The organism is Variovorax sp. dw_954 (assembly GCF_018449755.1).
Taxonomy (GTDB): Bacteria; Pseudomonadota; Gammaproteobacteria; order Burkholderiales; family Burkholderiaceae_C; genus Variovorax.
On the sequence record NZ_JAAVVD010000008.1, the window covers coordinates 111,927 to 133,193 of the forward strand.

Below are 21,267 nucleotides of genomic sequence, written 5' to 3' on the forward strand. Positions count from 1 at the left end.
AAGGCGGTGCGCCTATCCGACCGACCTGCCGCGCATGGCGTGCTGCACCAGGCGCGCGAACTCATCGACTGCGAATGGCTTGGCAATCATCTCCATGCCCGGAGCCAGGAACTCCGCCCGTGTGCGTACGTGCTCGGCATAGCCGGTCATGAAGAGCACCGGCAACCCGGGCCGAACCCCGCGCGCGATTTCGGCCACCTGCCGCCCATTGATGCCGGGAAGCCCGACATCGCTGACAAGCAGGTCGATGCGCTCCTTCGATTGCAGGATGGGAATCGCGGATGCCCCGTCTTCGGCATGCACGGTGCGATAGCCCATCTCGGCCAGCACGTCGAGCACCAGCAGGCGCACGGCCGGGTCGTCCTCGACCACCAGCACCACTTCGCCCCGGCCCTGCGGCAGGTGGGCATCGCCGGAAATTCTCGAGGTGTCCCCACGGACTGCGACATGAGCGCGCGGCAGATACAGCGTGACGGTGGTCCCCGTTCCCGGCTGGCTCTGGATGCGCACCAGGCCACGCGACTGCTGCGCGAAACCGTACACCATCGACAGGCCCAGCCCGGTGCCCTGGCCGATCGGCTTGGTCGTGAAGAAGGGGTCGAAGGCCTTGGCCAGCACCTCGGGCGTCATGCCGGTGCCGGTGTCGGCCACGGAGATGGCGCAGTAGTGGCCGGGGGGCAGGTCGTGCTGGTGTCCGGCCGCTTCGTCGAACATCACGCAGGAGGTGCCGATGCGCAACTCGCCGCCATCGGGCATGGCGTCGCGCGCGTTGATGGCCAGGTTGAGAATCGCGCTTTCGAGTTGGGCCGCATCGCCGAATGCGGCGCCGGTTCCCGTATCGGCGGCGATGGCCAGGCGCACGTGTTCGCCGAGCGTGCGGTGCAGCAGCTCCCCCATGGAGCCGAGGAGTTCGTTCACGTCGGTCGGTTTGGGGTCGAGCGTCTGGCGCCGCGAGAAAGCGAGCAGGCGCTGGATCAATGACGCGGCGCGCCGCGCTGATTGCGCGGCCGAATCCATGTAGCGCTCCAGGCCCTCGGTGCGGCCGAGCGCGACGCGCCGGCGCATGAGTTCGATCGGTCCGGTGATGCCCTGCAGCAGGTTGTTGAAGTCGTGCGCGATGCCGCCGGTGAGCTGGCCGATGGCTTCCATCTTCTGGCTCTGGCGCAGGCGGGCTTCGGACTCGCGCAGGGCCGTGACGTCGCGCCCGACCGCATGCAGGAGCCCCTCGTCAGGCACGGCCGTCCACGACAGCGTGCGGTAGCTGCCGTCCTGGTGGCGCACCCGGCTCTCGATGCGCGATTGCGGCTGCCCACCCTTGAGCCGGCGGCTTTCGGCGATGACGGGCGCGAGATCGTCGGGATGCAGCAGCCTGAGGAGCGGACGCCCAAGCAGTTGCGCCTCGCTCCAGCCGAGCAGTGCCTGCCAGGCGGGGTTGACGGCCACGATGCGGCCCCGGATGTCGGCGATGAGCATGATGTCGGCCGAGAGTTGCCACAGGCGGTCGCGGTCGCGCGTGCGCTCGGCCACGCTCTGGGCGAGCCGGTGCTGTGCCGCTTTCTGGTCTTCGATGTCGGTGTTGATGCCGACCCAGCGCAGCGGCGTGCCGACTTCGTCGCTGCCCAGCGGCTGGGCGCGCGACAGGTGCCAGCGCCATGCGCCGTCGTGGCGGCGCAGGCGGCCTTCGTTTTCGTACGGAGTGCCGGTGGCCAGCGCATGCGCCCAGCGCTTCTCGGCGTGCGGGATGTCGTCCGGATGCACGAATTGCCCCCAGCCGTCGCCCAGCAATTCGACGTGGCTGAGTCCCGCATAGGTGCTCATGCTCTCGCTGACCCAGTCGAGCCGCCCGTCGGCCGTCGCCGTCCAGACCTGGTTGGGCATTTGTCGCGCCAGCGTCCGAAACCGCGCTTCGCTCTGGCGCAGCGTGGCTTCGGTCAGCTTGCGGTCGGTGATGTCCTGCACCACGCCGCGCATCAGCACCGGCTTGCCCGCGCTGTCGCGCACCAGTTCGCCGCGGCGCGAGATCCAGCGCACGGCGCCATCGCCGGCGCGCCGGATCTGGTATTCCACATCGAGCGGCGCCGTACCGGCGACCCGGGTTTCGCGCGTGGACATGTGCTCGCCCCGGGTGATGCGCAGGTGCTCGATCGCGGCGAGCGGAAGCAACTCCACCAGCGGCAAGCCGAAGACGCTGCAATACTCGCTCGACACGCTCAGCATGTCGGTCTGGATGTCGAGCGAGAAGACACCGACGCCGCCGGCCGACTGCGCCATCTGCAGGTGCTCGCCCCCCTCGCGCGCGGTTCTTTCACTGTCGGCAAGGGCTTGGGTCGCATGCATGCGTTCCGTGGTTTCGGTGGTGATGCAAAGGACGCCACCGATGCGGCCGTTGTCGTCGAACACTGGTGACCATGCGTAGTCGAAATACGCCTGCTCGAGTTCGCCATTGCGATTGATGGAAAAGGGCTGGTCGCGGCCGCTTGCGCTCTCGCCGCGGTAAAGGACGTTGTCGAACTGCGGCTTGAGGCTGTCCCAGATTTCCGTCGTGAACTCCCGCGCCGGTCGCCCCAGGCTGCCGGGGTGCTTGTTGCCGATCATGCCGGCGTGCGCGTCGTTGTAGATGGCGACGTAGTCCGGCCCCCAATAGACGGCCATCTCGGCCGATGAGCGCAACAGCAGGTCGACAATGTTGCGCAGCGCCCTCGGCCATTGATCCGGTGCGCCGAGCGGCGTGGCGTCCGGGCCGAAGCCGCGTATCAACTTCGCGCATTCGCCAGCGCACGCCGGCCAGCGGCCTGATCGATCGGTATCGTTCATCGAGTGTCCCCCCTGTCCTTCGGCCTTGACGCTGCGCCATCGCGACGCAGCGAGCCGCCATCCTGCCAGCCTCGTGCATCATGCGCACCCGTGCGCGTGCGCGCCACCTGTTTTCGTGCTTTTCAATGAATACCTTCGAGTCAAGTCTCCTGTCCGCGTGGCAGCTGGTCGTGTCGGGCGACCCGGTGCTGCTCGGCATCGTCGGGCGGTCGCTGGCCGTGAGCGCCAGCGCATGTGCGCTCGCCTGCGGCCTTGGCCTGCTGGCCGGCGCTTGGCTGGGTGTGGCCCGTTTCCGTGGCCGCGGCGCGGTGCTGGCGTTGCTCAACACGCTGCTCGCGCTGCCTTCGGTGGTGGTGGGACTGGTGGTCTACCTGCTGCTGTCGCGCTCGGGGCCGCTGGGTTGGCTGGGCTGGCTGTTCAGCTTCAAGGCGATGGTGCTGGCGCAGGCGGTGCTGGTGCTGCCCGTCGTGACGGCGCTGACGCGGCAGGTCATAGAAGACGCCGACCGCGCCCACGGCGAGCAGTTGCGCTCGCTCGGCGCCGGTTCGCTGGCGCGCGCGCTGCTGCTGGTGTGGGACGAGCGCTATGCGCTGGTCACGGTGCTGATCGCGGCCTTTGGCCGGGCCGTGTCGGAGGTGGGCGCGGTGATGATCGTGGGCGGCAACATCGACGGCTTCACCCGCGTGATGACCACCGCGATCGCGCTGGAGACCAGCAAGGGCGACTTGCCGCTGGCGCTGGCATTGGGATTGGTGCTGCTGCTGGTGGTGCTGGCGCTGAACGTGCTGGTGGCGCTGGTGCGCAACTGGCGCGAACGCGTCGACGGCGGCGCGGCGGTGGCGATGCGGATGGCCGCATGACGGCGCTGTTTGCGCTGAGCCATGTCGACGTGCGCTTCGGCCGCGTGACGGCATTGCGCGATGCTTCCGTTGCGATTGATGCGGGCGAGCGCGTTGCGCTGATCGGCGCCAACGGCAGCGGCAAGAGCACGCTGCTGCGCTTGCTCCATGGCCTGGTGCCGCATGCGTCCGGGCAATTCGCCAGCCATGCACCCCGGCGCGAACTGGCCATGCTGTTCCAGCGTCCGCACATGCTGCGCGCCACAGCGCGGACCAACGTGGCGATCGCCCTCTGGCTGCGCGGCACGCCATGGGGCGAGGCGAAGCGCCAGGCCGGCCCCGCGTTGGCGCGCGTGGGCCTCGAGGCGCTGATCGGACGCAATGCGCGAACGCTCTCCGGCGGTCAACAGCAGCGCCTCGCGCTGGCCCGTGCCTGGGCCCTGCAGCCCAAGGTGTTGTTGCTCGACGAGCCGACGGCCAGCCTCGACCCCACCGCCAAGCGCGAGGTCGAAGCCTTGCTGGCCGAGGCTGCGCAGGGTCGCACGCTGGTGTTCGCGAGCCACAATCTGGGCCAGGTCAAACGGCTGGCCAGCCGCGTGGTCTACCTTGAGCAGGGCAGGGTCGTGGCCGACCTGCCGGTGCATGATTTCTTCAACGGGCCGCTGCCTGAGGCGGCCCGTTTGTTTGTCAAAGGAGAGTTGGTATGAAGGTGTTTTTCAAGCGGTTCGGCGTGGGGCCGACCGCACAGGCGACGGTTGCACTGGTGCTGCTGGGCGCCAGCATCCTGGTGGCGCGGGCCGAGACGATCACGATGGCCTCGACCACGTCGACCGAACAGTCGGGCCTGTTCGCCCACATGCTGCCGGCGTTCAAGCAGGCGAGCGGCATCGACATCAAGGTGGTGGCGGTCGGCACCGGGCAGGCCATCGACATGGCACGCCGCGGCGATGCCGACGTGCTGTTCGTGCACGACACCGTGGCTGAGGAGAAGTTCGTGGCCGAGGGCTACGCGGCCAAGCGCTATCCGGTGATGTACAACGACTTCGTGCTGATCGGGCCGAAGAACGATCCGGCCGGTGTCAAGGGCAATGACATCGTCGCGGCGCTGAAGAAGCTGGCGGCGGGCAATGTGGCCTTCGTATCGCGCGGCGACAAGAGCGGCACCGATGCCGCCGAGCGTCGCCTATGGAACCAGACCGGCCTGGGCGATGCGGGCCAGCCCCTGCCGAATGAGAAGAAGGGCAGTGGCTACAAGGAATGCGGCTGCGGCATGGGCCCGGCGCTGAACATCGCGGCCTCCACCGGCGGCTATGTGCTGTCGGACCGCGGCACCTGGCTGAGCTTCAAGAACCGCGCCGACATGGCCGTGCTGGTGGAAGGCGACAAGCGCCTGTTCAACCAGTACGGCGTGATGGTGCCGAGCGCCGCGAAGTTTCCGAACCTCAACCACACGGGCGCGCAGAAGTTCGTCGACTGGGTGATCTCGCCTGCGGGGCAGAGCAATATCGCGAGCTACAAGATCGACGGCGAGCAGTTGTTCTTCCCGAACGCAAAGTAGCTCTCTCCCAGGCTCCGCGAGGTATTGGCTCGACCCCAGGCTTGCTCACTGCTTGTAGCCTACCAACCGCACCCGGGGGCAATACCGGCGGCCCGGAGAAGCCGATTCCGCGGTATTCCTGGCACGAAGCCCGCTAATCGCCCGCAGGCTTCAAGGTCCCCCCGATCGCCGCATCCACGCCCCGGTGGAATCGCAGCACGTCGCTTTCCAGCCGCCCCGCAACCAACCCCGTGTTGGCGCCGCTGAGCAGGCCCTTCTGGATGCCGACGGCCGTCGCGATGTCCTCCTGCTGGAACACCGTCTTCTCGATGAGGTTGAAGGTCTTCTCCCAGTGCGCGTGCCAGTCATCGCCGGTGCGATCGGGCGGGATCAGCATGGTGTGCACCCAGCGCACCTCGTCCGGCGCCGGCGAGAACATGCCGATCAGGCTGACGTAGTCGGGGTGCCAGATCAGGAATGAATTCGGGAACAGGAACTGCGTCGGCGTGGCCACCTTGCACAGCGCGCTGCGGTCGCGCGGTGGCTCGAAGCCTTCGAGGGCGGTGCGCCGCGCGACCAGTGAATCCTGGTGCGGACCGGCACGCAGGTTGACCGCCATCGCGTCGGCAAAGAACGGATAGATCGTGTCGCGGTGCAGCACGCGGATGTGATAGCCCTCCAGGAAGGCATCGGCGGTGAGCTTCCAGTTCGCGCGGTACACGTGGTCGACCTTGCGGAACACCTTCATGTCGGCCAGGCCCAGCCATTGCAGGTGCGCGTCAAGGCCCTGCAGGAAGGTGGCGGCGGAGAAGGGCGGGCCGGGCGTGCGTTTCACGAAGATCAGGCCGCCCGCTTCGTCGCAGGGCAGCTCGACCAGGTTCAGCGTGGCGGGGTCGATGCCGTCGAAGGTCTCGGCATGGAGCCGGTGGCGCAGGCGCCCATCCAGTTCGTAGGTCCAGCCGTGGTAAGGGCAGACCAGCGCCTTGCAGGGCGTTGCCTTTGGCGGTGCCGAGCCCTTGGTCGTGACGAGCGCCATGCCGCGGTGCCGGCACACGTTGAAGAAGGCGCGCGCACGGCCCTCGATGGACCGGGTCACGACGATGGGCACGCCGAGCGCGTCGAAGGGCAGCGCCGAGCCCGGCGCCACCTCCGCGCTGTGGGCCGCGACGATCGGCCAATGCGCGAACAGCGAATCCTGCTCGTTCTGCCAGTGCACGCGGTCGGTGTAGTGGCTGGCGGGAACGCTGCCCGTTTCGGCGCCCAGTTCGCGGGTGCCGGTGCGGCAGCTCCGATCGAGGCGCGCCATCAGGTCCGCCAGCGCGGGCGGCGGTGGGGCCGTGTCGAGTGTGAGGTCCGTCAAGTCCAGTGCTCCCAAAACCCCATCGTAAGAGCAGAGGCCGTTTCATGGCCAACGCGATTACCCGCGGGCATGACCTCCGGAGTCATCGACGCGACACACGCGGTTCGCGACCATTCGTTCACCCCGCGCTGTTGCGGGTTCCAACCCTGAAAGGAATCGCGCCATGGACACCACCACCGCCACTCTCGATGCCGTCGACGCCGTCGGAATTGCCCACCGCTACATCGCCCTCTGGAACGAGCCCGACGCCGCGCGCCGCCAGCAGATGCTCGAAGCCGGCTGGGCCGAAGATGCACGCTACGTCGACCCGATGGGGCGGGCCAGCGGACATGAAGAGATCAGCTCGATGATCGGCGTCGTGCAAGCGCACTACCCGGGCTTCCGCTTTGCCCTGGCTGGCAAGGCCGATTCGCACGGTGACAACCTGCGTTTTAGCTGGACCCTCGGGCCGAGCGGTGCGGCGGACCTGATCCAGGGCACGGACTTCGCGCAACTCGACGACGGCAAGCTGCAATCGGTGACCGGCTTCCTGGACAAGGTGCCGGCCGGCGCCTGATCAGGGGACTCTCCTTGGGGCAGGCCCATGCAAGAGCAACGCCTCCTCAGTCCAGCGGACGGACCTCGATGCGCGCCAGGTTGCGCACATAGCGCGCGCCCAGGTTGCGATCTGCGGTGGACATGAGCGCGATGCGGCCTTCGCGCTCATCGAGCGGCTTGCCGTCGCGTTCGAACAGCAACAGCACGCCGTCGCCGCCGGCCGTGTTGGTGACCTCGGGCCAGGCGAACACCGCGCGATAACCGTCCGTCGCGGTGGCCACGATGACCAGCGTCTTCCATCCGTCGCGGCCCTTCGCCACGAGGCCCGCGCGCTCGATGAGGGCGGACAGCTTCACGCCGCGCACCGTGCTTTTGGTCTCGACGCCCTGTGTGCTGCGCGTCTGCACGAAGGTGACGATCTGCTGCGCTTCCGACGTGGCCAACTCGGTGGCGTCGAGCCGCAGCGTGCGCTGCACCGCGCCCGACACCTCGACCTGCATGCTCACCTGGGCGGCTGCGCCGCTCCACAGTGCGCAGAGCGCGAACAACATGGTGGCGCATCGAAACAGTCGAATCATCATCGTCAGGCTCCAGTGGTTTCGGCTGGCACGACATGGCCGTTGTCGAGATGGATCGCACTGTGGGCCAAGGCCTCCACGTCGTGCGGGTCGTGCGTCACGACCAGGGTCGGCACCTGCACGCGGTCCAGCATCTCGGCCAGTTCCGCCCGCAGGCGGGTGCGCAATTGCGTGTCGAGGGCGGAAAGCGGCTCGTCGAGCAGCAGGAGCCGTGGATTCGGTGCCACCGCGCGCGCCAATGCGACGCGTTGCTTCTGCCCGCCGGAGAGATGCCGTGGATAGGCGCTGGCCAACTGCTCCAGCCCGAACTGATGCAGCAGTTCCTCGATGCGAGCCGTGGTCGCCGGCGACGCGGCACTGCCGAGACGGTGCATGCCGAACATGATGTTCTGCATGACCGTCATGTGCGGGAACAGCGCGTAGTCCTGGAACACGAAACCGATGCGGCGCTCGCGCGCGGGCAGGTCGACATGGGCCGCGGTGTCGAGCAGCGTGGTGCCGTTCAGCCGCACATGGCCCTTCGCACCCGGAACCAGTCCGGCCATCGCCAGCAGCACGGTCGACTTGCCCGCGCCCGATGGCCCCAGCAGCGCCGTGCGCATCGATTGCGTGCGGAAGCAGGCATGCAGCGCGAAGTCACGCTCGTCGGAGTGCAGGGCGACGTGCAGGTCGACGTCGAGCAGGTCGGCCATCAATGTTTCGCCTGCAACAGGCGCCCCGAGATCACCAGCACGACGATGCAGACCACAGAGATGACCAGCGTGAGCCACAGCGCCTGCGCGTCGTTGCCGGCCTGCACCGCGTCATACACGGCGATCGACAGCGTCTGCGTCTTGCCGGGCAGGTTGCCGGCGATCATCAGCGTCGCGCCGAATTCGCCCATGGCGCGCGCAAAGGCCAGCATCAGGCCGGCCGCGATGCCGCGCACCGCCAGCGGCAGGCTCACGCGCAGGAACACTTCCAGCTCGCCGGCGCCCAGCGTGCGCGCCGCATGGGCGAAGCGGTGGTCGACGTCCTCGAAGGACGCGCGCGCCGCCTTGTAGATCAGCGGCAGCGAGACGATCGATGCCGCGATCACCGCGCCCTGCCAGGTGAAGATCAGGTTGATGCCGAACCAGCGGTCGAGGTACTGGCCGAAGACGCCGTTGCGGCCGACCAGCACGATCAGGTAGTAGCCGAGCACCGTGGGCGGCAGCACCATCGGCAGCATCAGCACCGCATCGAGCACGCCCTGGCCGAGGAAACGGCGCCGCGACATCCACCATCCGAGGCCGATCCCGGCCGCGCCTGCGATCAGCGTGGCGATCAGCGCGACCTTGAGCGTGAGCCAGAGAGGAACCAGCAAGGGTCAGGGTTTCGAGAAGCCGTAGCGCGCCAGGATCTCCTGGCCTTCCGCACCGCGCACGAAGGCGATGAACGACTTGGCCGATGCCGCGTTCTTGCTCGCGGCCAGTTCTGCGATCGGATAGGTCGCCGGCGTGCTGGTCGGCACGGTCAGCGCGATCTTCGCCTTGTCGCGCTCGATCATTGCGTCGGTGCGGTAGACGAAGCCGGCATCGACTTCACCGCGCGCGACGTAGTTGAGCACCTGGCGCACGCTTTCGCCATAGATCCACTTGGGCTCCAGCGCGGCGGTGAGGCCGGCTTGCTGCACGGCTTCCATCGTGTAGCGGCCCACTGGCACCGAGGCGGGCGTGCCGGTGGAGATCCGCTTGTACGCATCGCCCGCCAGGTCGCCGAGTTTCTGCGGCGTCGCGGTGGCGGTGGCGGTGGCGGGGACGATCAGCACCAGCGTGTTTTGCGCGAAGTCGACGCGCGTGCCGTCGGCGATCAGTTTGGCGGTGACGGCGCGGTTCATCGTCTCCTGGTCGGCGGAGGCGAACACGTCGACCGGCGCGCCCTGCGTCATCTGCGCCAGCAGCGCGCCCGAGGCCGCGAAATTGAACGTGACCTTGGCGCCCGGTTGCGACTTCTCGAAGGCCTTGCCGACTTCCTGGAAGGCGTTGGTCAGGCTGGCCGCGGCCGACACCACGATCTCTTGCGCCTGCGTGGCCACGGCGCCCAGCGAGAGGGTGGCCAGTACGGCGGCGGTGCGTAGCCAGCGAGGGCAGGTCTTCATTGCGGGCGTCCTTTCGCGTCGTGCGCTATTCATCTTTGGAATAGCGAATCATAGCGTCGTGCCCGCGTGTGCGAGACGGGCAACTACGGAGGCGATGCAGGGCCGCGCTCAGGTCATGCGGCGGTCCGACAGGGCAGTCGGCAGTGCGCCAAGCTTGTCGGCGAACCAGCCGATGCGGTCGGTTTCGCGCACTTCGAAGCGCGGCACATAGGGCTTGATGTCCAGCACCGGCGTGCCGTCGACCATGTCGTTGCCCGAGAAGTGCAGCGTGGCGCCCTCGACCCGCAGCAGCCGGACGATGGACAGGCCGAGTCGGTTCGGCCGCGTCGGTGCGCGCGTGGCGAACACGCCATGCGGCGTGTTGTCCAGGAAGGGCGTGACCTCCAGTGGCTCGCGCGTGCACAGGTGCATGTGCGTGATGAAGATCAGGTAGTCGAAGCCCTCGATGTCGCGCAGGCCCGGCGCGAAGTCCTCGCGCACTTCCAGGCGCGCGATGTCGTGCGACGCCACGGCCTGGATCGGCATGCCCTCGACCTGCACGAAGTGGCTGCGCACGAAGCCGATGGGTTGGCAGGCGACCTGGCCCGCATCGGCTGTCATGGTTCCGAGTCGCTGATGTTCCAGGCCATGCGGGGGCGCTGCGCCGTGCGCAGCAGCGCCACCTGCGGCGACCAGCACGACCACACGGTCTGCGACAGCGGGCGCGCGGCCTCGGGCGGTGGGTCGGCGATGGTGCCGATGCTGATGAAGCCGGCCAGCGTCTCGCCCTCGACCAGGCCGAGCTCGGCAGCGATGTGCGGGTCGAAACAGCGGTCGCCGCTCAGGACGATCGCGCCGAAGCCGAGTTCGTGCGCCGCATTCATCAGGCTGCCAAGGGCCGCGCCCGCAGCAATCCACTGTTCGCGCAGCGGTACCTTCTTGCGCTGGCGCAGCGACACCACGAAGGCGAGCAGGCACGGCGGCTCCGTCGCATGACCGCGGGCGCGGCGGATGTCATGGGCGCTCGCGATGGGGTCGCGACGGCGCTTCTCGTCCTCGAACAGGTCCGCAAGACCCTCGCGCGCATCGGAGCGGAACTCGATCACGCGCCACGGATGCAAGCGGCCATGGTCGGGCGCGCTGAGGGCGGCTTGGAGCATCAGGTCCAGCTGATCGGCCTCGGGGCCGGGTTCCATCAGCCGACGCGGCGACACCGAGCGGCGTCCCAACAGCATCGGCAACGGGCCGGTGGGTTGCGGCGTCGCCAGCATCTCGACGTCGCCGAATGCGTGATGGCGCGCCAGTCGTCCGGCTGCGGGATGGGTCAGCACCGCCCAATAGGCGCCGGGCATGTCCGGCGTGCCGGCGGCTGCGGTCCACAAGGCCAGCAGCGCGATTTCGTTGCGCGCGGATTCGAAGCGCCGGATGGCCTCGTGATGCATCTCGTCGAGCGCGCGGTGCAGCGCCTCGGCCTCGCGAGCATCTTCGGCCACGATCCGCACCGCCGCTTCGACCAGCAACGCGTCGGAGCCGCCGCTTGGCAGGCCACCGTGGCGCATCGCTGCGCGCAGCGCGTCGGCCGGCAGGCAGGTGCGCAGCACCGAACGATGCAGATGCCGTCCCAGGCTTGAGAAGGGGTGGCGGTGGCCGGTGGATTGCGGCGGGGCTGCAGGCATGGAAGCGATCGGTGACGGCGCCGGCCTGACGCCAGCGCTATTCAATGGGTGAATAGCGAAAGTGTAGACCGGGCCCGAAGTCCTTGTCAGGCAGCCAGCGCCGCGCCAACGGTGGCCAGCATCGGCGTCGTCGGGCGGCCGATGAGCTTGCCGAGCTGGCCGCCGTCGTCGAACAGCGCACCCTTGGACGCGCCGACGTCGGAGTCCGCGAGCATGGCGGCGATGGGTCCGGGCAAGCCGAAGCCGAGCAGCGCGGCCTTGTGCTCGGCCTCCGACAGGCTCTTGTAGGCCACCGGCTTGCCCGACTGCTTCGCGATCTCGGCGGCCAGGTCGGCCAGGGTGTAGGCGGAATCGCCGGCGAGTTCGTACACCAGGCCCGCCTGGTTGTCGCGGGTGAGCACGGCGGCAGCCGCTTCGGCGTAGTCGGCGCGCGCGGCCGAGGCGATGCGGCCATCGCCCGCGCTGCCGATCAGCGCGCCGCCGGCAACGGCTGCGCCGGTCCAGCCGGTGTAGTTCTCGGTGTACCAGCCGTTGCGAAGCAGCGCGAAAGGCAGGCCCGATTCCCCGAGCATCACCTCGGTGGCCAGGTGCTCGACGGCCACGCTCAGCGGCGAGGTGTCTGCCCTGAGGATGCTGGTGTAGGCGATGAACTTCACGCCCACGGCCTTGGCCGCGTCGATGGCGGCACGGTGCTGTGATGCGCGTTGACCGAGCTCACTCGACGAGATCAGCAGCAGCCGATCCGCTCCGGCGAAGGCGGTGCGCAAGGTGTCGGGCTTGGTGTAGTCGGCCTGCCGGACGGCGACGCCCAGGGCGGCCAGGTCCTTCGCCTTGTCGGGGCTACGCACAGCCGCGACGATGTCGCTGGCAGGGACGGTGCGCAGCAGCGCGCGGATGACGAGGCGGCCCAGTTGGCCGGTCGCGCCGGTGATGACGATCATGGTGAGTGTTCCTTGTTGCAGTGAGATGGGGTGAGGTGCAGAATAATCCCCTAACTCACTTTTTGTAAGTACGTACCAAAAGGTTAGCTTGATGAAATCCACCGAAGCCGCCGCCATCGCGAAGCCCGGCACCCTCGCCGACGTGATCCGGCGCGGCGAACTCTTGTCTGCCGAATGTCCCTCGCGCGAGGTGCTGAAGCACGTGACGAGCCGTTGGGGCGTGCTGCTGCTGGTGGTGCTGCTGGGCGGCACGCACCGCTTCAGCGAACTGCGCCGCAAGATCGGCGGCGTGAGCGAGAAGATGCTGGCGCAGACGCTCAAGTGGCTGGAAACGGATGGACTGGTGCTGCGCAAGTCGTATCCCACCGTGCCGCCGCACGTCGAATACACCCTGACGCCGTTGGGCCTGGAGGTGGGCCGGCGCGTGGAGTCTCTCGCCGACTGGATCGAGTTCAACCTGCCGCGCATCATGGAGGCGCGCCGCGAGGAGCCGGCGGTGGCGGAGCCGATGGAAGCGAGGATGTCGTGATGCGTTTCGGACTGGTGGCCCATCGCCTGCACAGGCAGCGTGTCGACGGTGCACTCGTGCGTTGGGCGCGCGCCTGCGAGGACGACATCCGCACGCTGGGCCTCGGCCTGCATGCGGTCGGTGGCACCTACGATGCGCTGGTCGGGCAGCAGTTGCTGTCGGGCGCGTCGCTGGTGCGGTTGCCATCGGGCGTCGAAGGCGGCGTGATGCGGCTGGCCTCGTGCATCGCGGGCGGCCTGACGCCGGCTGACGAACTGGATGGCGTGATCTATTTCATCGACCCTGTCGATCCGTCGTCGCTGTACCCGGAGACGCAGGCGCTCAAGCGGCAGTGCGTGATCCACGGCAAGCCATTCATCTCCACCGCTGCGGGCGCGACGGAATGGATCGCGGTGGAACTGGCACACGCCGGCAAGGGCGACGCGGGCTTTGCGTCGGCCATCGGAAAGCAGACTGTCGCGCTGATCGCGCACGATGCCTTGAAGACGCGCATGGTGGACTACGCGTCGAGGCACTTCGACCTGCTGTCCCGCTTTGCGATGCGCATCGGCACGGGCACGACGGGCGGGCTGCTCAACGACCTTGCCTGGTCCCGCGGCTGGCCCGCCGACGTACCCTGGGTCACGCGCTACCTCAGCGGCCCGATGGGCGGCGATGCGCAGATCGCCGAACTGGTGCTGGACCGGCGCTGCGACAAGGTGATCTTCTTCGAGGACCCGCATGTGGCGCGCCAGCATGAAGCCGACATCCAGTTGCTGGAGCGCGCCGTGTGCGCCGCCACGTACGACACCACCTGCTTCAACTCGCCGGCCACTGCCGAGCGATGGGCCGCCGCCGTCACCGCATAGCGCAGCGCCGTGAGGCTGGCGCCTGCCAGCACAATCCGGGGATGACAGTCCCCCGCTTCAGCGACGCGCTCGGCCACGGCATGAGCGACAAGCGCATCGACATCCTGCGCGGCATCGGCCGCACCGGCAGCATCTCCCAGGCAGCGCGCGACGCCAGGGTCAGCTACAAGGCGGCCTGGCAGGCGATCGCGACGCTGACCAACCTGGCCGGCGTGCCGCTGGTGGAACGCTCGGTGGGTGGCGCGGGCGGTGGGGGCGCGGTGCTCACAGGAGAGGGCCGTCAACTGCTGGAGCTGGCCGATGCGCACGAGGTGGCGCGACGCGCCGTGCAGGCTGTCGGCACCGCGTCCACGGCGATGGCGCGGCTCTCGATTCGCACCAGCATGCGCAACCAGCTGCCCGCCACGGTGAGCGCGCTGGAACGCGCCGGCCGGGTGGTGCGCGTGCGCATGAGCCTGCCGGGCGGCGATGGCATTGCGGCACGCATCACGCAGGAGAGCGCCGAATTGCTCGGTCTCGCGGAAGGGATGGCGGCCATCGCGCTGTGCAAGGCGACGGCGGTGCGCGTCGAGCGCGCGGATGCCGCCGCGCAACTGCACGCGCAACCGCTGGGGAACCAACTCGGCGGCACGGTGGCGCGCATTGCGCGAGAGAGGGACAGCGACAGGAACAGCGACAGCGGTGACGAGGTGGTGGTCGCCTTGGCCGGCGGCTTGCAGGTCGTTGGCTTTGCGGCGGGCGGCAGTGCCTTGCGCACGCGTCAGCGCGTCACTGCCGTGGTCGATGAAGCAGCAGTCGTCGTGGCGCTGCCCGGTTGATTCCTCGCGGGATTCCGCGCCAGGTTGCTGAAGGCATCTTCGAGCACGGGATGGCGCCAGGCATAGCCCGCGGCCAACGCGGCGCGTGGCACGACGTTCTGCCCGTCGAGCAGGATCGTCGCCATCTCGCCGACCAATGCACGCGGCGGTGCGGCCGGCATGCGCAGCCACGCGCGGCGGCCGAACGATGCAGCCAGTGACCTGGCGAAGCGCGCTTGCGGCGGCGTGTCGGGCGCGACGGCATTGAGGGGGCCGCTGAGGCTGTCGTCGTCCATCGCGAAGCGGATCATGCCGACGGCATCGTCCAGGTGAATCCACGGCGCCGGCTGGTGTCCGCTGCCCAGCACCGCCCCGAAGCCCATCCGCGCGCTCAGCGCCAGCATCGGATACGCGCCATCGCCACGGCCCAGTACGACGCCGAAGCGCATCCGCACCACGCGCACCTTCAAGGCTTCGGCGCGACGTGCCTCGTGCTCGATGGCGGCGCACAGGTCGGACTGGAATTCGCCTGGCCGCGCGGGACTGTTCTCGTCGAGCAATTCGATGGCGTCCCCGGGCGAAGTGCCGTAGTAGCCCACCGCCGACGCGCTGACCAGCACCCGCGGCGGCTGCTGCAGGCGGCGCATCAGGCCCACCAGCGCCGACGTCACGTCGACGCGGCTCGCCAGCAGTTCGCGGCGCCGCCTCGCCGTCCACGGCATGCCGAGCACGCGCGCGCCGGCCAGGTTGACGATGGCATCGATGCGCGTGCGCTGCATGCCTGCAGGAGGGCCGCGGCTCCAAGCCTGCCTGCGCAGCCTTGGACGGCCCCGCAAGAGCAGCCGCCTCTGGCGTCCGCCCGTGGCGCCGCAGGTGCATTCGGGGGTGGGTCAGCTCTAGGGCGCTGACATGCCCTTGTCCTTCATCACCGTGCGCGCCTCGGGGCCAGCCAGCATCGCCAGGAATGCACGTGCCGCATCCGCGTCGCGTGCGGCCGAACCGACGCCGCCCGCATACACCGTGTAGTTCTGGATCTCCGCAGGAATCGGGCCGAGCACCGTCACGCCGGGAACCACCATGAGTTCACTGATCTGCTGCAGCGCGATGTCGGCTTCGCCGCTCACAAGCTTCTGCGCCGTCAGGCCGCCGGGCACGAGCACGGCCTTGGCCTGCATCTGCGGTGCAATGCCCATCTTCCCGAAAAGCTGCGACAGGTAGATGCCGCTGGAGCCCCCGGCGGCCGGGTCGATCATCGCGACCGCGCGGGCTTTCAGCAACGCCTGCTGGAAGGCGGCAACGCTCCCGATGTCCTGCGCCGGGCTGCCTTGCTTGATGGCCACGCCGATGCCGACGCGGGCGACGGGCATCGACGTGCCAGGCGCGACCTTCCCGCCTTTCGCCTGATCGTCGATCCCGGCAGTGGTGAGGATCGCCACATCGAAGGCCTCGCCGCCAGCGATGCGCTTGGCGAGCGCGCCGGCCGTGTCGGAGTCGATCGTCAGCTTGTGGCCGGTGCGCTGCTCGAACACCGGCGCCATGGCAGCGACGACGGGCTTGAACGCCCCGGCCGTGAGGACCTTGACCTCCGCTGCGACAGATGTTGCCGCCGCTGTCAGCGCGACGAAGGCCAGCACGGCCGTACGGAAGACATTGCGTTTCATCGCCCGCGGTGCCCCAGTTTTCGATACACGGTCGCGCGGCTGATCCCCAGCACACGCGCTGCCTCGGCCACGTTGCCACGGGCCTCGGCAACGGCCTTGCGAATCAGCGCCGCCTCCACGTCGCGCAGCCTGGGACGCGGTGCGGGGGCGCCCGCCGCCGTCATCGCATCGTCAGACCCACGCCCGGCCAGCGGCAGTGCCTGCAGGCGCAGCCCGGACCACAGCGGCACCTCGATCGGCGTCGCGTCGGCGCGCCGCGCGGCGTCCCACAGCACGGTCCAGGGCAGAGCGAACAGATCGCTGGCGTGCAAGGGTGAAGACGAAGCGGCCGTCATCGCGGACTGATTGACCATCTCCCGCGCCGCTGCATTGCTGGCCGTCACATGGCCATCACTGTCCAGGCACAGCAGGCCCTCGGATTCCGCATGGCCGCCCCAGCCCGGCCAGTTCAGGCGCACCAGCAGGTCGTGCGGCTCCCGCAGCACCAGCGCGTTCTCGATGCTGCGTGCCGAGAGTGCCGCCAGTTGCCTGAGTTCCGGCCGCTCCACCGCATTCACGGCACTCAGGTCCAGCATGCCGACGCAGCGCCCGTCATGTCCGAACAACGGGGCGCCGGCGCAACTGAACACGCTGGTGTCGTCGAAGAAATGTTCCCCACGATGCAGCCACACCGGCTGCAACTCCGACAGCGCCGCCCCGATGGCGCTGGTGCCAACGGCGCGTTCCGACAGGTCGACGCCGACGCGCGCAATGTTGGTGGCCGCTCGCTCGGCATTCGGCGGCAGGCCGCGCGCATCGATCACGACGCCGCGCGCATCGGTCAGGATCGCGAAGTAGCCAGTGTCGGCAATGGCCCGCGCCAGCCGGTCGAGCACCGGCCGCGCCGCGGCAACGAGGCCTCGGTTGCGCTCCGACATGCGGCGTGCGTGCTGCGCCGACACGGCATCGAAGCTCACGCGCTGCTGCGGCCTGTGGCCGGCGGAAAGACAGCGCAGCCACGAGCGCGAAATCCAGGGAGCGACGCGCGGACTGTCGGGGGCGGCGGATTCGATCACTTCGCGGCGCGCCTGGGCGATTTGCGCGGCGCGTTCAGGCGGCAGGGCGGGAGGGTTGGAATGCATCAGGGGCGGATTGTGAACGCGCTGTTCAATTTTGAGAATTTCACCGCAACCGTACAAACGTCTAGGGTTTTGCCTAGCATTCGGCTACGGACCCGCGCCGAAGATTCAACTCGCCGAATTCGGCCATCAGCCATCCCCATAAAAGGAGTCAGCCAAATGCAGGTCAAGCTCACGGTCAACGGACGCGCGGTCACTGTCGACGCGCCGCCCAACACCTTCCTCGTGCACGCCATCCGCGAGCATCTCCACCTGACCGGCACCCACGTCGGCTGCGACACGGCCCAATGCGGCGCCTGCACCGTCCACGTCAACGGCCGCGCCGTCAAGTCCTGCAACGTGCTGGTCGGCCAGGTTGCCGGCGCAGACATCACCACCATCGAAGGCATCGCCCAGCCCGACGGCACCATGCACCCGATGCAGGCCGCCTTCAAGGAATGCCACGGCCTGCAATGCGGCTTCTGCACGCCCGGCATGGTCATGAGCGCCATCGACCTGTGCACGCACCATCCGAAGTCGAGCGAGACGGAAATCCGCTCGCTGCTCGACGGCAACCTGTGCCGCTGTACGGGCTACCAGAACATCGTCAAGGCCGTGAAGATGGGCGGCGAGGCGATGCTGGCCGAGCCGGCCAAAGCCACCGTCCCGGCTTGAACGAGGAGCACACGACATGGGTGCATCCGACTTCTCCAAACTGCCGCACATCGGCGAATCGATCCGCCGCAAGGAAGACTATCGCTTCCTGACCGGCGCCGGCAACTACACCGACGACATCAACCTGGCGCAGCAGTCGCACGCCGTCTTCGTGCGCTCGCCGCATGCGCACGCCACCGTCAAGTCCGTCGACACTGCCGAGGCGCTGAAGATGCCCGGCGTGATCGGCATCTTCTCGGGCAAGGACATCGAGGGAAAGATGGGTGGGCTGCCCTGCGGCTGGCTCATCAACAACCCCGACGGCACGCCGATGAAGGAGCCGATGCACCCGATCCTCGCGATCAAGAAGGTGCGCTACGTGGGTGACCACGTCGCCATCGTCGTGGCCGAGACGATCGAGCAGGCCAAGAACGCGGCCGAAGCCGTGGTCGTCGACTACGACGTGCACACGCCCGTAGTCAGCGTGGCCGACGCGGCGAAGAAGGCCAGCGGCGTGACCATCCACGACGAGGCGCCGGACAACCAGTGCTACAAGTGGGTGCTCGGCGACAAGGGCGCTGTCGATGCGGCCTTTGCCAATGCCGCGCACGTCACCAAGCTGGACCTGGTCAACAACCGCCTGATCCCCAACGCCATCGAGCCGCGCGTCGCCATCGGCAGCTACAGCCGCGCGACCGAGGAGTACGTGCTCTATGTGTCGAACCAGAACCCGCACGTCGAGCGCCTGCTGATGACGGCCTTCGTGCTCGGCCTGCCCGAACACAAGGTGCGCGTGATCGCGCCGGACGTGGGGGGAGGATTCGGCTCGAAGATCTACCTGTATGCCGAGGACGTGGCGCTGACTTGGGCCTCCAAGCAGCTCAACCGCAGCATCAAGTGGGTGGCCGAGCGCTCGGAATCCTTCCTGAGCGATGCGCATGGCCGTGACCATGTGAGCCACGCCGAAATGGCGATGGACAAGGACGGCAAGTTCCTCGCCCTGCGCGTGCACACCGACGCGAATCTCGGTGCCTACCTGTCGACCTTCGCGACTGCCGTGCCGACGATCCTGTATGCGACCCTGCTCGCGGGCCAGTACGCGACACCGCTGATCTACGCGGAGGTCGACGCCTGGTTCACCAACACCGCCCCGGTCGATGCGTACCGTGGTGCCGGGCGACCCGAGGCCACGTACCTGCTGGAACGCCTCGTCACGCGCTGCGCGTGGGAGATGAACCTGAAGCAGGACGAGATCCGCCGCCGCAACTTCATCACCAGCTTTCCGTACCAGACGCCGGTCGCATTGCAATACGACACGGGCGACTTTCCGCCTCTGCTCGAGCGTGCCAACGAACTCGGCGACGTCGCAGGCTTCGATGCCCGCCGCGCCGAGAGCGAGAAGAACGGCAAGCTGCGCGGCATCGGCTACTCCAGCTACATCGAGGCATGCGGCATCGCGCCGTCGAACGTGGCGGGTGCGCTCGGTGCGCGCGCCGGCCTGTTCGAAGCCGGCGAAGTGCGCGTGCATCCGACTGGCAGCGTGACGATCTTCACCGGCTCGCACAGCCACGGCCAGGGCCATGAAACGACCTTCGCGCAACTGGTCGCGGCAAGGCTCGGCATCGCAGTGGAAGCCGTCGACATCGTGCACGGCGACACCGGCCGCGTGCCCTTCGGCATGGGCACCTACGGTTCGCGTTCACTGGCCGTCGGCGGCACGGCGATCATGAAGGCCCTTGACAAGATCGAGACAAAAGCCAAGAAGATCGCCGCGCATCTGATGGAAGCCAGCGATGCCGACATCGAGTTCGCGAACGGCGAGTTCACGGTGAAAGGCACCGACAAGAAGATCCCCTTCGGCCAGGTGGCACTGACGGCCTACGTGCCGCACAACTACCCGCTCGACAAGCTGGAGCCGGGCCTGAACGAAACCGCGTTCTACGACCCGACCAACTTCACCTACCCGGCCGGCACCTACATCTGCGAGGTGGAGATCGACAAGGGCACGGGCGAGGTCAAGATCGACCGCTTCACCGCGGTGGACGACTTCGGCACCATCATCAATCCGATGATCGTCGAGGGCCAGGTGCAGGGCGGCATCGTGCAGGGCATCGGCCAGGCGCTGATGGAAAACTGCGTGTACGACCACGAGACGGGCCAGCTCCTCACCGGCAGCTTCATGGACTACGCCATGCCGCGCGCCGAGGACTTCCCGAACTTCAAGCTCGACACGCTGAGCACACCGTGTACGCACAACCCGATCGGCTCCAAGGGCTGCGGCGAGGCGGGCGCGATCGGCTCGCCACCAGCGGTCATCAACGCCGTGCTGGACGCGCTGGCGCCGCTCGGCGTGAAGGACTTCGACATGCCCGCATCGCCGCACCGCGTGTGGGAAGCCATGCAGAAGGGCAGCACCACGCCCACGCAGCAACCTGAAACCCCGTCGCTGGCCGCCAGCACCCAGGGCCGTCCGGCCGTCTAAGACAAGAAGGAAAAACAAACCATGTACGCCTTCACCCTCGAACGTCCCGCCACCGTCGCCGATGCCGTCAAGCTGGCTGGCGCAGGCGGCAAGCCGCTGGCCGGCGGCCAGACGCTGCTGGCCTCGATGAAACTGCGCCTGTCGGCACCCGAGCAACTCGTCGATCTCGGCGGCATCAAGGAACTCACCGGCATCAGGAAAGACGGCAACACCATCGTCGTCGGCGCCATGTCGCGCCACCTCGACGTGGCCAACAACGCCGACGTCAAGGCCGCCTACCCGGCGCTGGCCAACCTGGCCTCGCGCATCGGCGACCGGCAGGTGCGTGCCATGGGCACCATCGGCGGCTCGGTGGCCAACAACGACCCGGCTGCCTGCTACCCGAGCGCGGTGCTGGGCTCCGGCGCGACCATCGTCACCAGCAAGCGCGAGATCGCGGCGGACGACTTCTTCCTGGGCCTGTTCACCACGGCGCTTGAAGACGGCGAGCTGATCACCGCGATCCGCTTCCCGATCCCGAAGAAGGCGGTGTACGAGAAGCTGCGCCAGAAGGCCTCGCACTTCCCGCTGGTCGGCGTGTTCCTCGCGCAGTACGACAGCGGCGTGCGCGTGGCCGTGACCGGCGCAGGCAATGGCGTGTTCCGGCACAAGGGGCTGGAAGATGCGCTCAACAAGAGCTTCACGCCCGAGTCGGCAGCCGCGGTGAAGATCGATGCGAGCGAGCTCAATTCCGACCTGCATGCTTCGGCCGCCTATCGTGCCAACCTGATCAGCGTGCTGACGCAGCGGGCGGTCAAGGCGCTGGCTTAACCGGGCTCG

General features: G+C 68.2%; 22 protein-coding genes. 10 read left to right on the top strand and 12 right to left on the bottom strand.

The window, feature by feature from the left end; all coding sequences use genetic code 11:
- Positions 1-12 precede the first annotated feature (12 nt).
- Entirely contained in the window at positions 13-2,814 is a 2,802-nt protein-coding gene (locus HB681_RS14805; protein ID WP_213955600.1) for a PAS domain S-box protein, read from the bottom strand.
- 125 nt (positions 2,815-2,939) lie between these two features.
- Here HB681_RS14805 and HB681_RS14810 point away from each other — a divergent pair, with 125 nt between their 5' ends.
- The 3 genes from HB681_RS14810 to HB681_RS14820 are packed head-to-tail and all read left to right on the top strand — an operon-like array spanning position 2,940 to position 5,211.
- Positions 2,940-3,674 carry an ABC transporter permease gene (locus tag HB681_RS14810; protein WP_213955601.1) on the top strand — a complete coding sequence of 245 codons (735 nt, stop codon included), beginning with the start codon at positions 2,940-2,942 and terminating at the stop codon, positions 3,672-3,674.
- Positions 3,671-4,360 (top strand): ATP-binding cassette domain-containing protein, encoded by a 690-nt coding sequence (locus tag HB681_RS14815; protein WP_213955602.1) that lies wholly within the window; start codon positions 3,671-3,673, stop codon positions 4,358-4,360. Before HB681_RS14810 ends, HB681_RS14815 begins: the two co-directional genes overlap by 4 nt.
- A complete protein-coding gene (locus tag HB681_RS14820) occupies positions 4,357-5,211 on the top strand; it encodes a substrate-binding domain-containing protein (protein ID WP_213955603.1) in 855 nt (284 codons plus the stop codon). The genes HB681_RS14815 and HB681_RS14820 overlap by 4 nt, the downstream gene beginning before the upstream one ends.
- Positions 5,212-5,344: 133 nt before the next feature.
- Here HB681_RS14820 and HB681_RS14825 read toward each other — a convergent pair whose 3' ends face one another.
- Positions 5,345-6,550 (bottom strand): aromatic ring-hydroxylating dioxygenase subunit alpha, encoded by a 1,206-nt coding sequence (locus tag HB681_RS14825; RefSeq protein ID WP_213955604.1) that lies wholly within the window; start codon positions 6,548-6,550, stop codon positions 5,345-5,347.
- A gap of 163 nt (positions 6,551-6,713) precedes the next feature.
- Here HB681_RS14825 and HB681_RS14830 point away from each other — a divergent pair, with 163 nt between their 5' ends.
- Positions 6,714-7,106 carry a nuclear transport factor 2 family protein gene (locus tag HB681_RS14830; protein WP_213955605.1) on the top strand — a complete coding sequence of 131 codons (393 nt, stop codon included), beginning with the start codon at positions 6,714-6,716 and terminating at the stop codon, positions 7,104-7,106.
- Positions 7,107-7,152: 46 nt separating this feature from the next.
- Here HB681_RS14830 and HB681_RS14835 read toward each other — a convergent pair whose 3' ends face one another.
- The 7 genes from HB681_RS14835 to HB681_RS14865 form a co-directional block, all read right to left on the bottom strand.
- The gene (locus HB681_RS14835; RefSeq protein ID WP_213955606.1) at positions 7,153-7,668 is read right to left on the bottom strand and encodes a molybdopterin-dependent oxidoreductase; all 516 of its coding nucleotides are present in this window, start codon (positions 7,666-7,668) and stop codon (positions 7,153-7,155) included.
- Positions 7,669-7,670: 2 nt separating this feature from the next.
- Positions 7,671-8,357: an ATP-binding cassette domain-containing protein gene (locus HB681_RS14840; RefSeq protein WP_213955607.1), complete on the bottom strand. Its 687-nt coding sequence runs from the start codon at positions 8,355-8,357 to the stop codon at positions 7,671-7,673.
- On the bottom strand, positions 8,357-9,010 hold the full coding sequence (gene modB / locus HB681_RS14845; protein WP_213955608.1) for a molybdate ABC transporter permease subunit: 654 nt from the start codon (positions 9,008-9,010) through the stop codon (positions 8,357-8,359). Before modB ends, HB681_RS14840 begins: the two co-directional genes overlap by 1 nt.
- Positions 9,011-9,013: 3 nt before the next feature.
- Positions 9,014-9,784: a molybdate ABC transporter substrate-binding protein gene (gene modA / locus HB681_RS14850; RefSeq protein ID WP_213955609.1), complete on the bottom strand. Its 771-nt coding sequence runs from the start codon at positions 9,782-9,784 to the stop codon at positions 9,014-9,016.
- Positions 9,785-9,892: 108 nt separating this feature from the next.
- Positions 9,893-10,384, bottom strand: a complete 492-nt coding sequence (gene tsaA, locus HB681_RS14855) for a tRNA (N6-threonylcarbamoyladenosine(37)-N6)-methyltransferase TrmO (protein WP_213955610.1) — start codon at positions 10,382-10,384, stop codon at positions 9,893-9,895.
- On the bottom strand, positions 10,381-11,439 hold the full coding sequence (locus tag HB681_RS14860) for a nitroreductase (RefSeq protein WP_256734950.1): 1,059 nt from the start codon (positions 11,437-11,439) through the stop codon (positions 10,381-10,383). Before HB681_RS14860 ends, tsaA begins: the two co-directional genes overlap by 4 nt.
- A gap of 86 nt (positions 11,440-11,525) precedes the next feature.
- A complete protein-coding gene (locus HB681_RS14865; protein ID WP_213955611.1) occupies positions 11,526-12,380 on the bottom strand; it encodes an SDR family oxidoreductase in 855 nt (284 codons plus the stop codon).
- 91 nt (positions 12,381-12,471) lie between these two features.
- On the opposite strand from HB681_RS14865, the gene HB681_RS14870 reads away from it, so the two are divergent.
- Genes HB681_RS14870 through HB681_RS14880 form a run of 3 tightly spaced genes read left to right on the top strand, consistent with a single transcriptional unit; the run spans position 12,472 to position 14,575 of the window.
- A complete protein-coding gene (locus tag HB681_RS14870; protein WP_213955612.1) occupies positions 12,472-12,909 on the top strand; it encodes a helix-turn-helix domain-containing protein in 438 nt (145 codons plus the stop codon).
- Positions 12,909-13,757, top strand: a complete 849-nt coding sequence (locus HB681_RS14875; RefSeq protein WP_213955613.1) for a methylglyoxal synthase — start codon at positions 12,909-12,911, stop codon at positions 13,755-13,757. Before HB681_RS14870 ends, HB681_RS14875 begins: the two co-directional genes overlap by 1 nt.
- 41 nt (positions 13,758-13,798) lie before the next feature.
- A complete protein-coding gene (locus HB681_RS14880; RefSeq protein WP_213955614.1) occupies positions 13,799-14,575 on the top strand; it encodes a TOBE domain-containing protein in 777 nt (258 codons plus the stop codon).
- Here the strand turns inward: HB681_RS14880 and HB681_RS14885 are convergent.
- The 3 genes from HB681_RS14885 to HB681_RS14895 form a co-directional block, all read right to left on the bottom strand.
- On the bottom strand, positions 14,518-15,333 hold the full coding sequence (locus HB681_RS14885) for a TIGR01777 family oxidoreductase (RefSeq protein WP_213955615.1): 816 nt from the start codon (positions 15,331-15,333) through the stop codon (positions 14,518-14,520). The two genes, HB681_RS14880 and HB681_RS14885, sit on opposite strands and share 58 nt — an antisense overlap.
- 117 nt (positions 15,334-15,450) lie before the next feature.
- Entirely contained in the window at positions 15,451-16,215 is a 765-nt protein-coding gene (locus HB681_RS14890; protein WP_213955616.1) for a substrate-binding domain-containing protein, read from the bottom strand.
- Positions 16,212-17,336 carry a helix-turn-helix domain-containing protein gene (locus HB681_RS14895; protein WP_213955617.1) on the bottom strand — a complete coding sequence of 375 codons (1,125 nt, stop codon included), beginning with the start codon at positions 17,334-17,336 and terminating at the stop codon, positions 16,212-16,214. Before HB681_RS14895 ends, HB681_RS14890 begins: the two co-directional genes overlap by 4 nt.
- Positions 17,337-17,492: 156 nt before the next feature.
- On the opposite strand from HB681_RS14895, the gene HB681_RS14900 reads away from it, so the two are divergent.
- From HB681_RS14900 to HB681_RS14910, 3 genes are read left to right on the top strand one after another with little or no spacing between them, the layout of a single operon-like run.
- Positions 17,493-17,987 (top strand): (2Fe-2S)-binding protein, encoded by a 495-nt coding sequence (locus tag HB681_RS14900; protein ID WP_213955618.1) that lies wholly within the window; start codon positions 17,493-17,495, stop codon positions 17,985-17,987.
- 16 nt (positions 17,988-18,003) lie between these two features.
- Positions 18,004-20,448 carry a xanthine dehydrogenase family protein molybdopterin-binding subunit gene (locus HB681_RS14905; protein WP_213955619.1) on the top strand — a complete coding sequence of 815 codons (2,445 nt, stop codon included), beginning with the start codon at positions 18,004-18,006 and terminating at the stop codon, positions 20,446-20,448.
- 21 nt (positions 20,449-20,469) lie between these two features.
- Complete coding sequence (locus HB681_RS14910; protein WP_213955620.1) at positions 20,470-21,258, top strand: xanthine dehydrogenase family protein subunit M; 789 nt, start codon at positions 20,470-20,472, stop codon at positions 21,256-21,258.
- Positions 21,259-21,267 lie beyond the last annotated feature (9 nt).

What these genes read in the sequence shown, in the direction of transcription:
- HB681_RS14805 (WP_213955600.1), bottom strand. Translation starts at nt 2,814, where the DNA reads ATGAACGATACCGATCGATCAGGCCGCTGGCCGGCGTGCGCTGGCGAA.
- HB681_RS14810 (WP_213955601.1), top strand. Translation starts at nt 2,940, where the DNA reads ATGAATACCTTCGAGTCAAGTCTCCTGTCCGCGTGGCAGCTGGTCGTG.
- HB681_RS14815 (WP_213955602.1), top strand. Translation starts at nt 3,671, where the DNA reads ATGACGGCGCTGTTTGCGCTGAGCCATGTCGACGTGCGCTTCGGCCGC.
- HB681_RS14820 (WP_213955603.1), top strand. Translation starts at nt 4,357, where the DNA reads ATGAAGGTGTTTTTCAAGCGGTTCGGCGTGGGGCCGACCGCACAGGCG.
- HB681_RS14830 (WP_213955605.1), top strand. Translation starts at nt 6,714, where the DNA reads ATGGACACCACCACCGCCACTCTCGATGCCGTCGACGCCGTCGGAATT.
- HB681_RS14835 (WP_213955606.1), bottom strand. Translation starts at nt 7,668, where the DNA reads ATGATGATTCGACTGTTTCGATGCGCCACCATGTTGTTCGCGCTCTGC.
- HB681_RS14840 (WP_213955607.1), bottom strand. Translation starts at nt 8,357, where the DNA reads ATGGCCGACCTGCTCGACGTCGACCTGCACGTCGCCCTGCACTCCGAC.
- modA (WP_213955609.1), bottom strand. Translation starts at nt 9,784, where the DNA reads ATGAAGACCTGCCCTCGCTGGCTACGCACCGCCGCCGTACTGGCCACC.
- tsaA (WP_213955610.1), bottom strand. Translation starts at nt 10,384, where the DNA reads ATGACAGCCGATGCGGGCCAGGTCGCCTGCCAACCCATCGGCTTCGTG.
- HB681_RS14860 (WP_256734950.1), bottom strand. Translation starts at nt 11,439, where the DNA reads ATGCCTGCAGCCCCGCCGCAATCCACCGGCCACCGCCACCCCTTCTCA.
- HB681_RS14865 (WP_213955611.1), bottom strand. Translation starts at nt 12,380, where the DNA reads ATGATCGTCATCACCGGCGCGACCGGCCAACTGGGCCGCCTCGTCATC.
- HB681_RS14870 (WP_213955612.1), top strand. Translation starts at nt 12,472, where the DNA reads ATGAAATCCACCGAAGCCGCCGCCATCGCGAAGCCCGGCACCCTCGCC.
- HB681_RS14875 (WP_213955613.1), top strand. Translation starts at nt 12,909, where the DNA reads ATGCGTTTCGGACTGGTGGCCCATCGCCTGCACAGGCAGCGTGTCGAC.
- HB681_RS14880 (WP_213955614.1), top strand. Translation starts at nt 13,799, where the DNA reads ATGACAGTCCCCCGCTTCAGCGACGCGCTCGGCCACGGCATGAGCGAC.
- HB681_RS14885 (WP_213955615.1), bottom strand. Translation starts at nt 15,333, where the DNA reads ATGCAGCGCACGCGCATCGATGCCATCGTCAACCTGGCCGGCGCGCGC.
- HB681_RS14890 (WP_213955616.1), bottom strand. Translation starts at nt 16,215, where the DNA reads ATGAAACGCAATGTCTTCCGTACGGCCGTGCTGGCCTTCGTCGCGCTG.
- HB681_RS14895 (WP_213955617.1), bottom strand. Translation starts at nt 17,336, where the DNA reads ATGCATTCCAACCCTCCCGCCCTGCCGCCTGAACGCGCCGCGCAAATC.
- HB681_RS14900 (WP_213955618.1), top strand. Translation starts at nt 17,493, where the DNA reads ATGCAGGTCAAGCTCACGGTCAACGGACGCGCGGTCACTGTCGACGCG.
- HB681_RS14905 (WP_213955619.1), top strand. Translation starts at nt 18,004, where the DNA reads ATGGGTGCATCCGACTTCTCCAAACTGCCGCACATCGGCGAATCGATC.
- HB681_RS14910 (WP_213955620.1), top strand. Translation starts at nt 20,470, where the DNA reads ATGTACGCCTTCACCCTCGAACGTCCCGCCACCGTCGCCGATGCCGTC.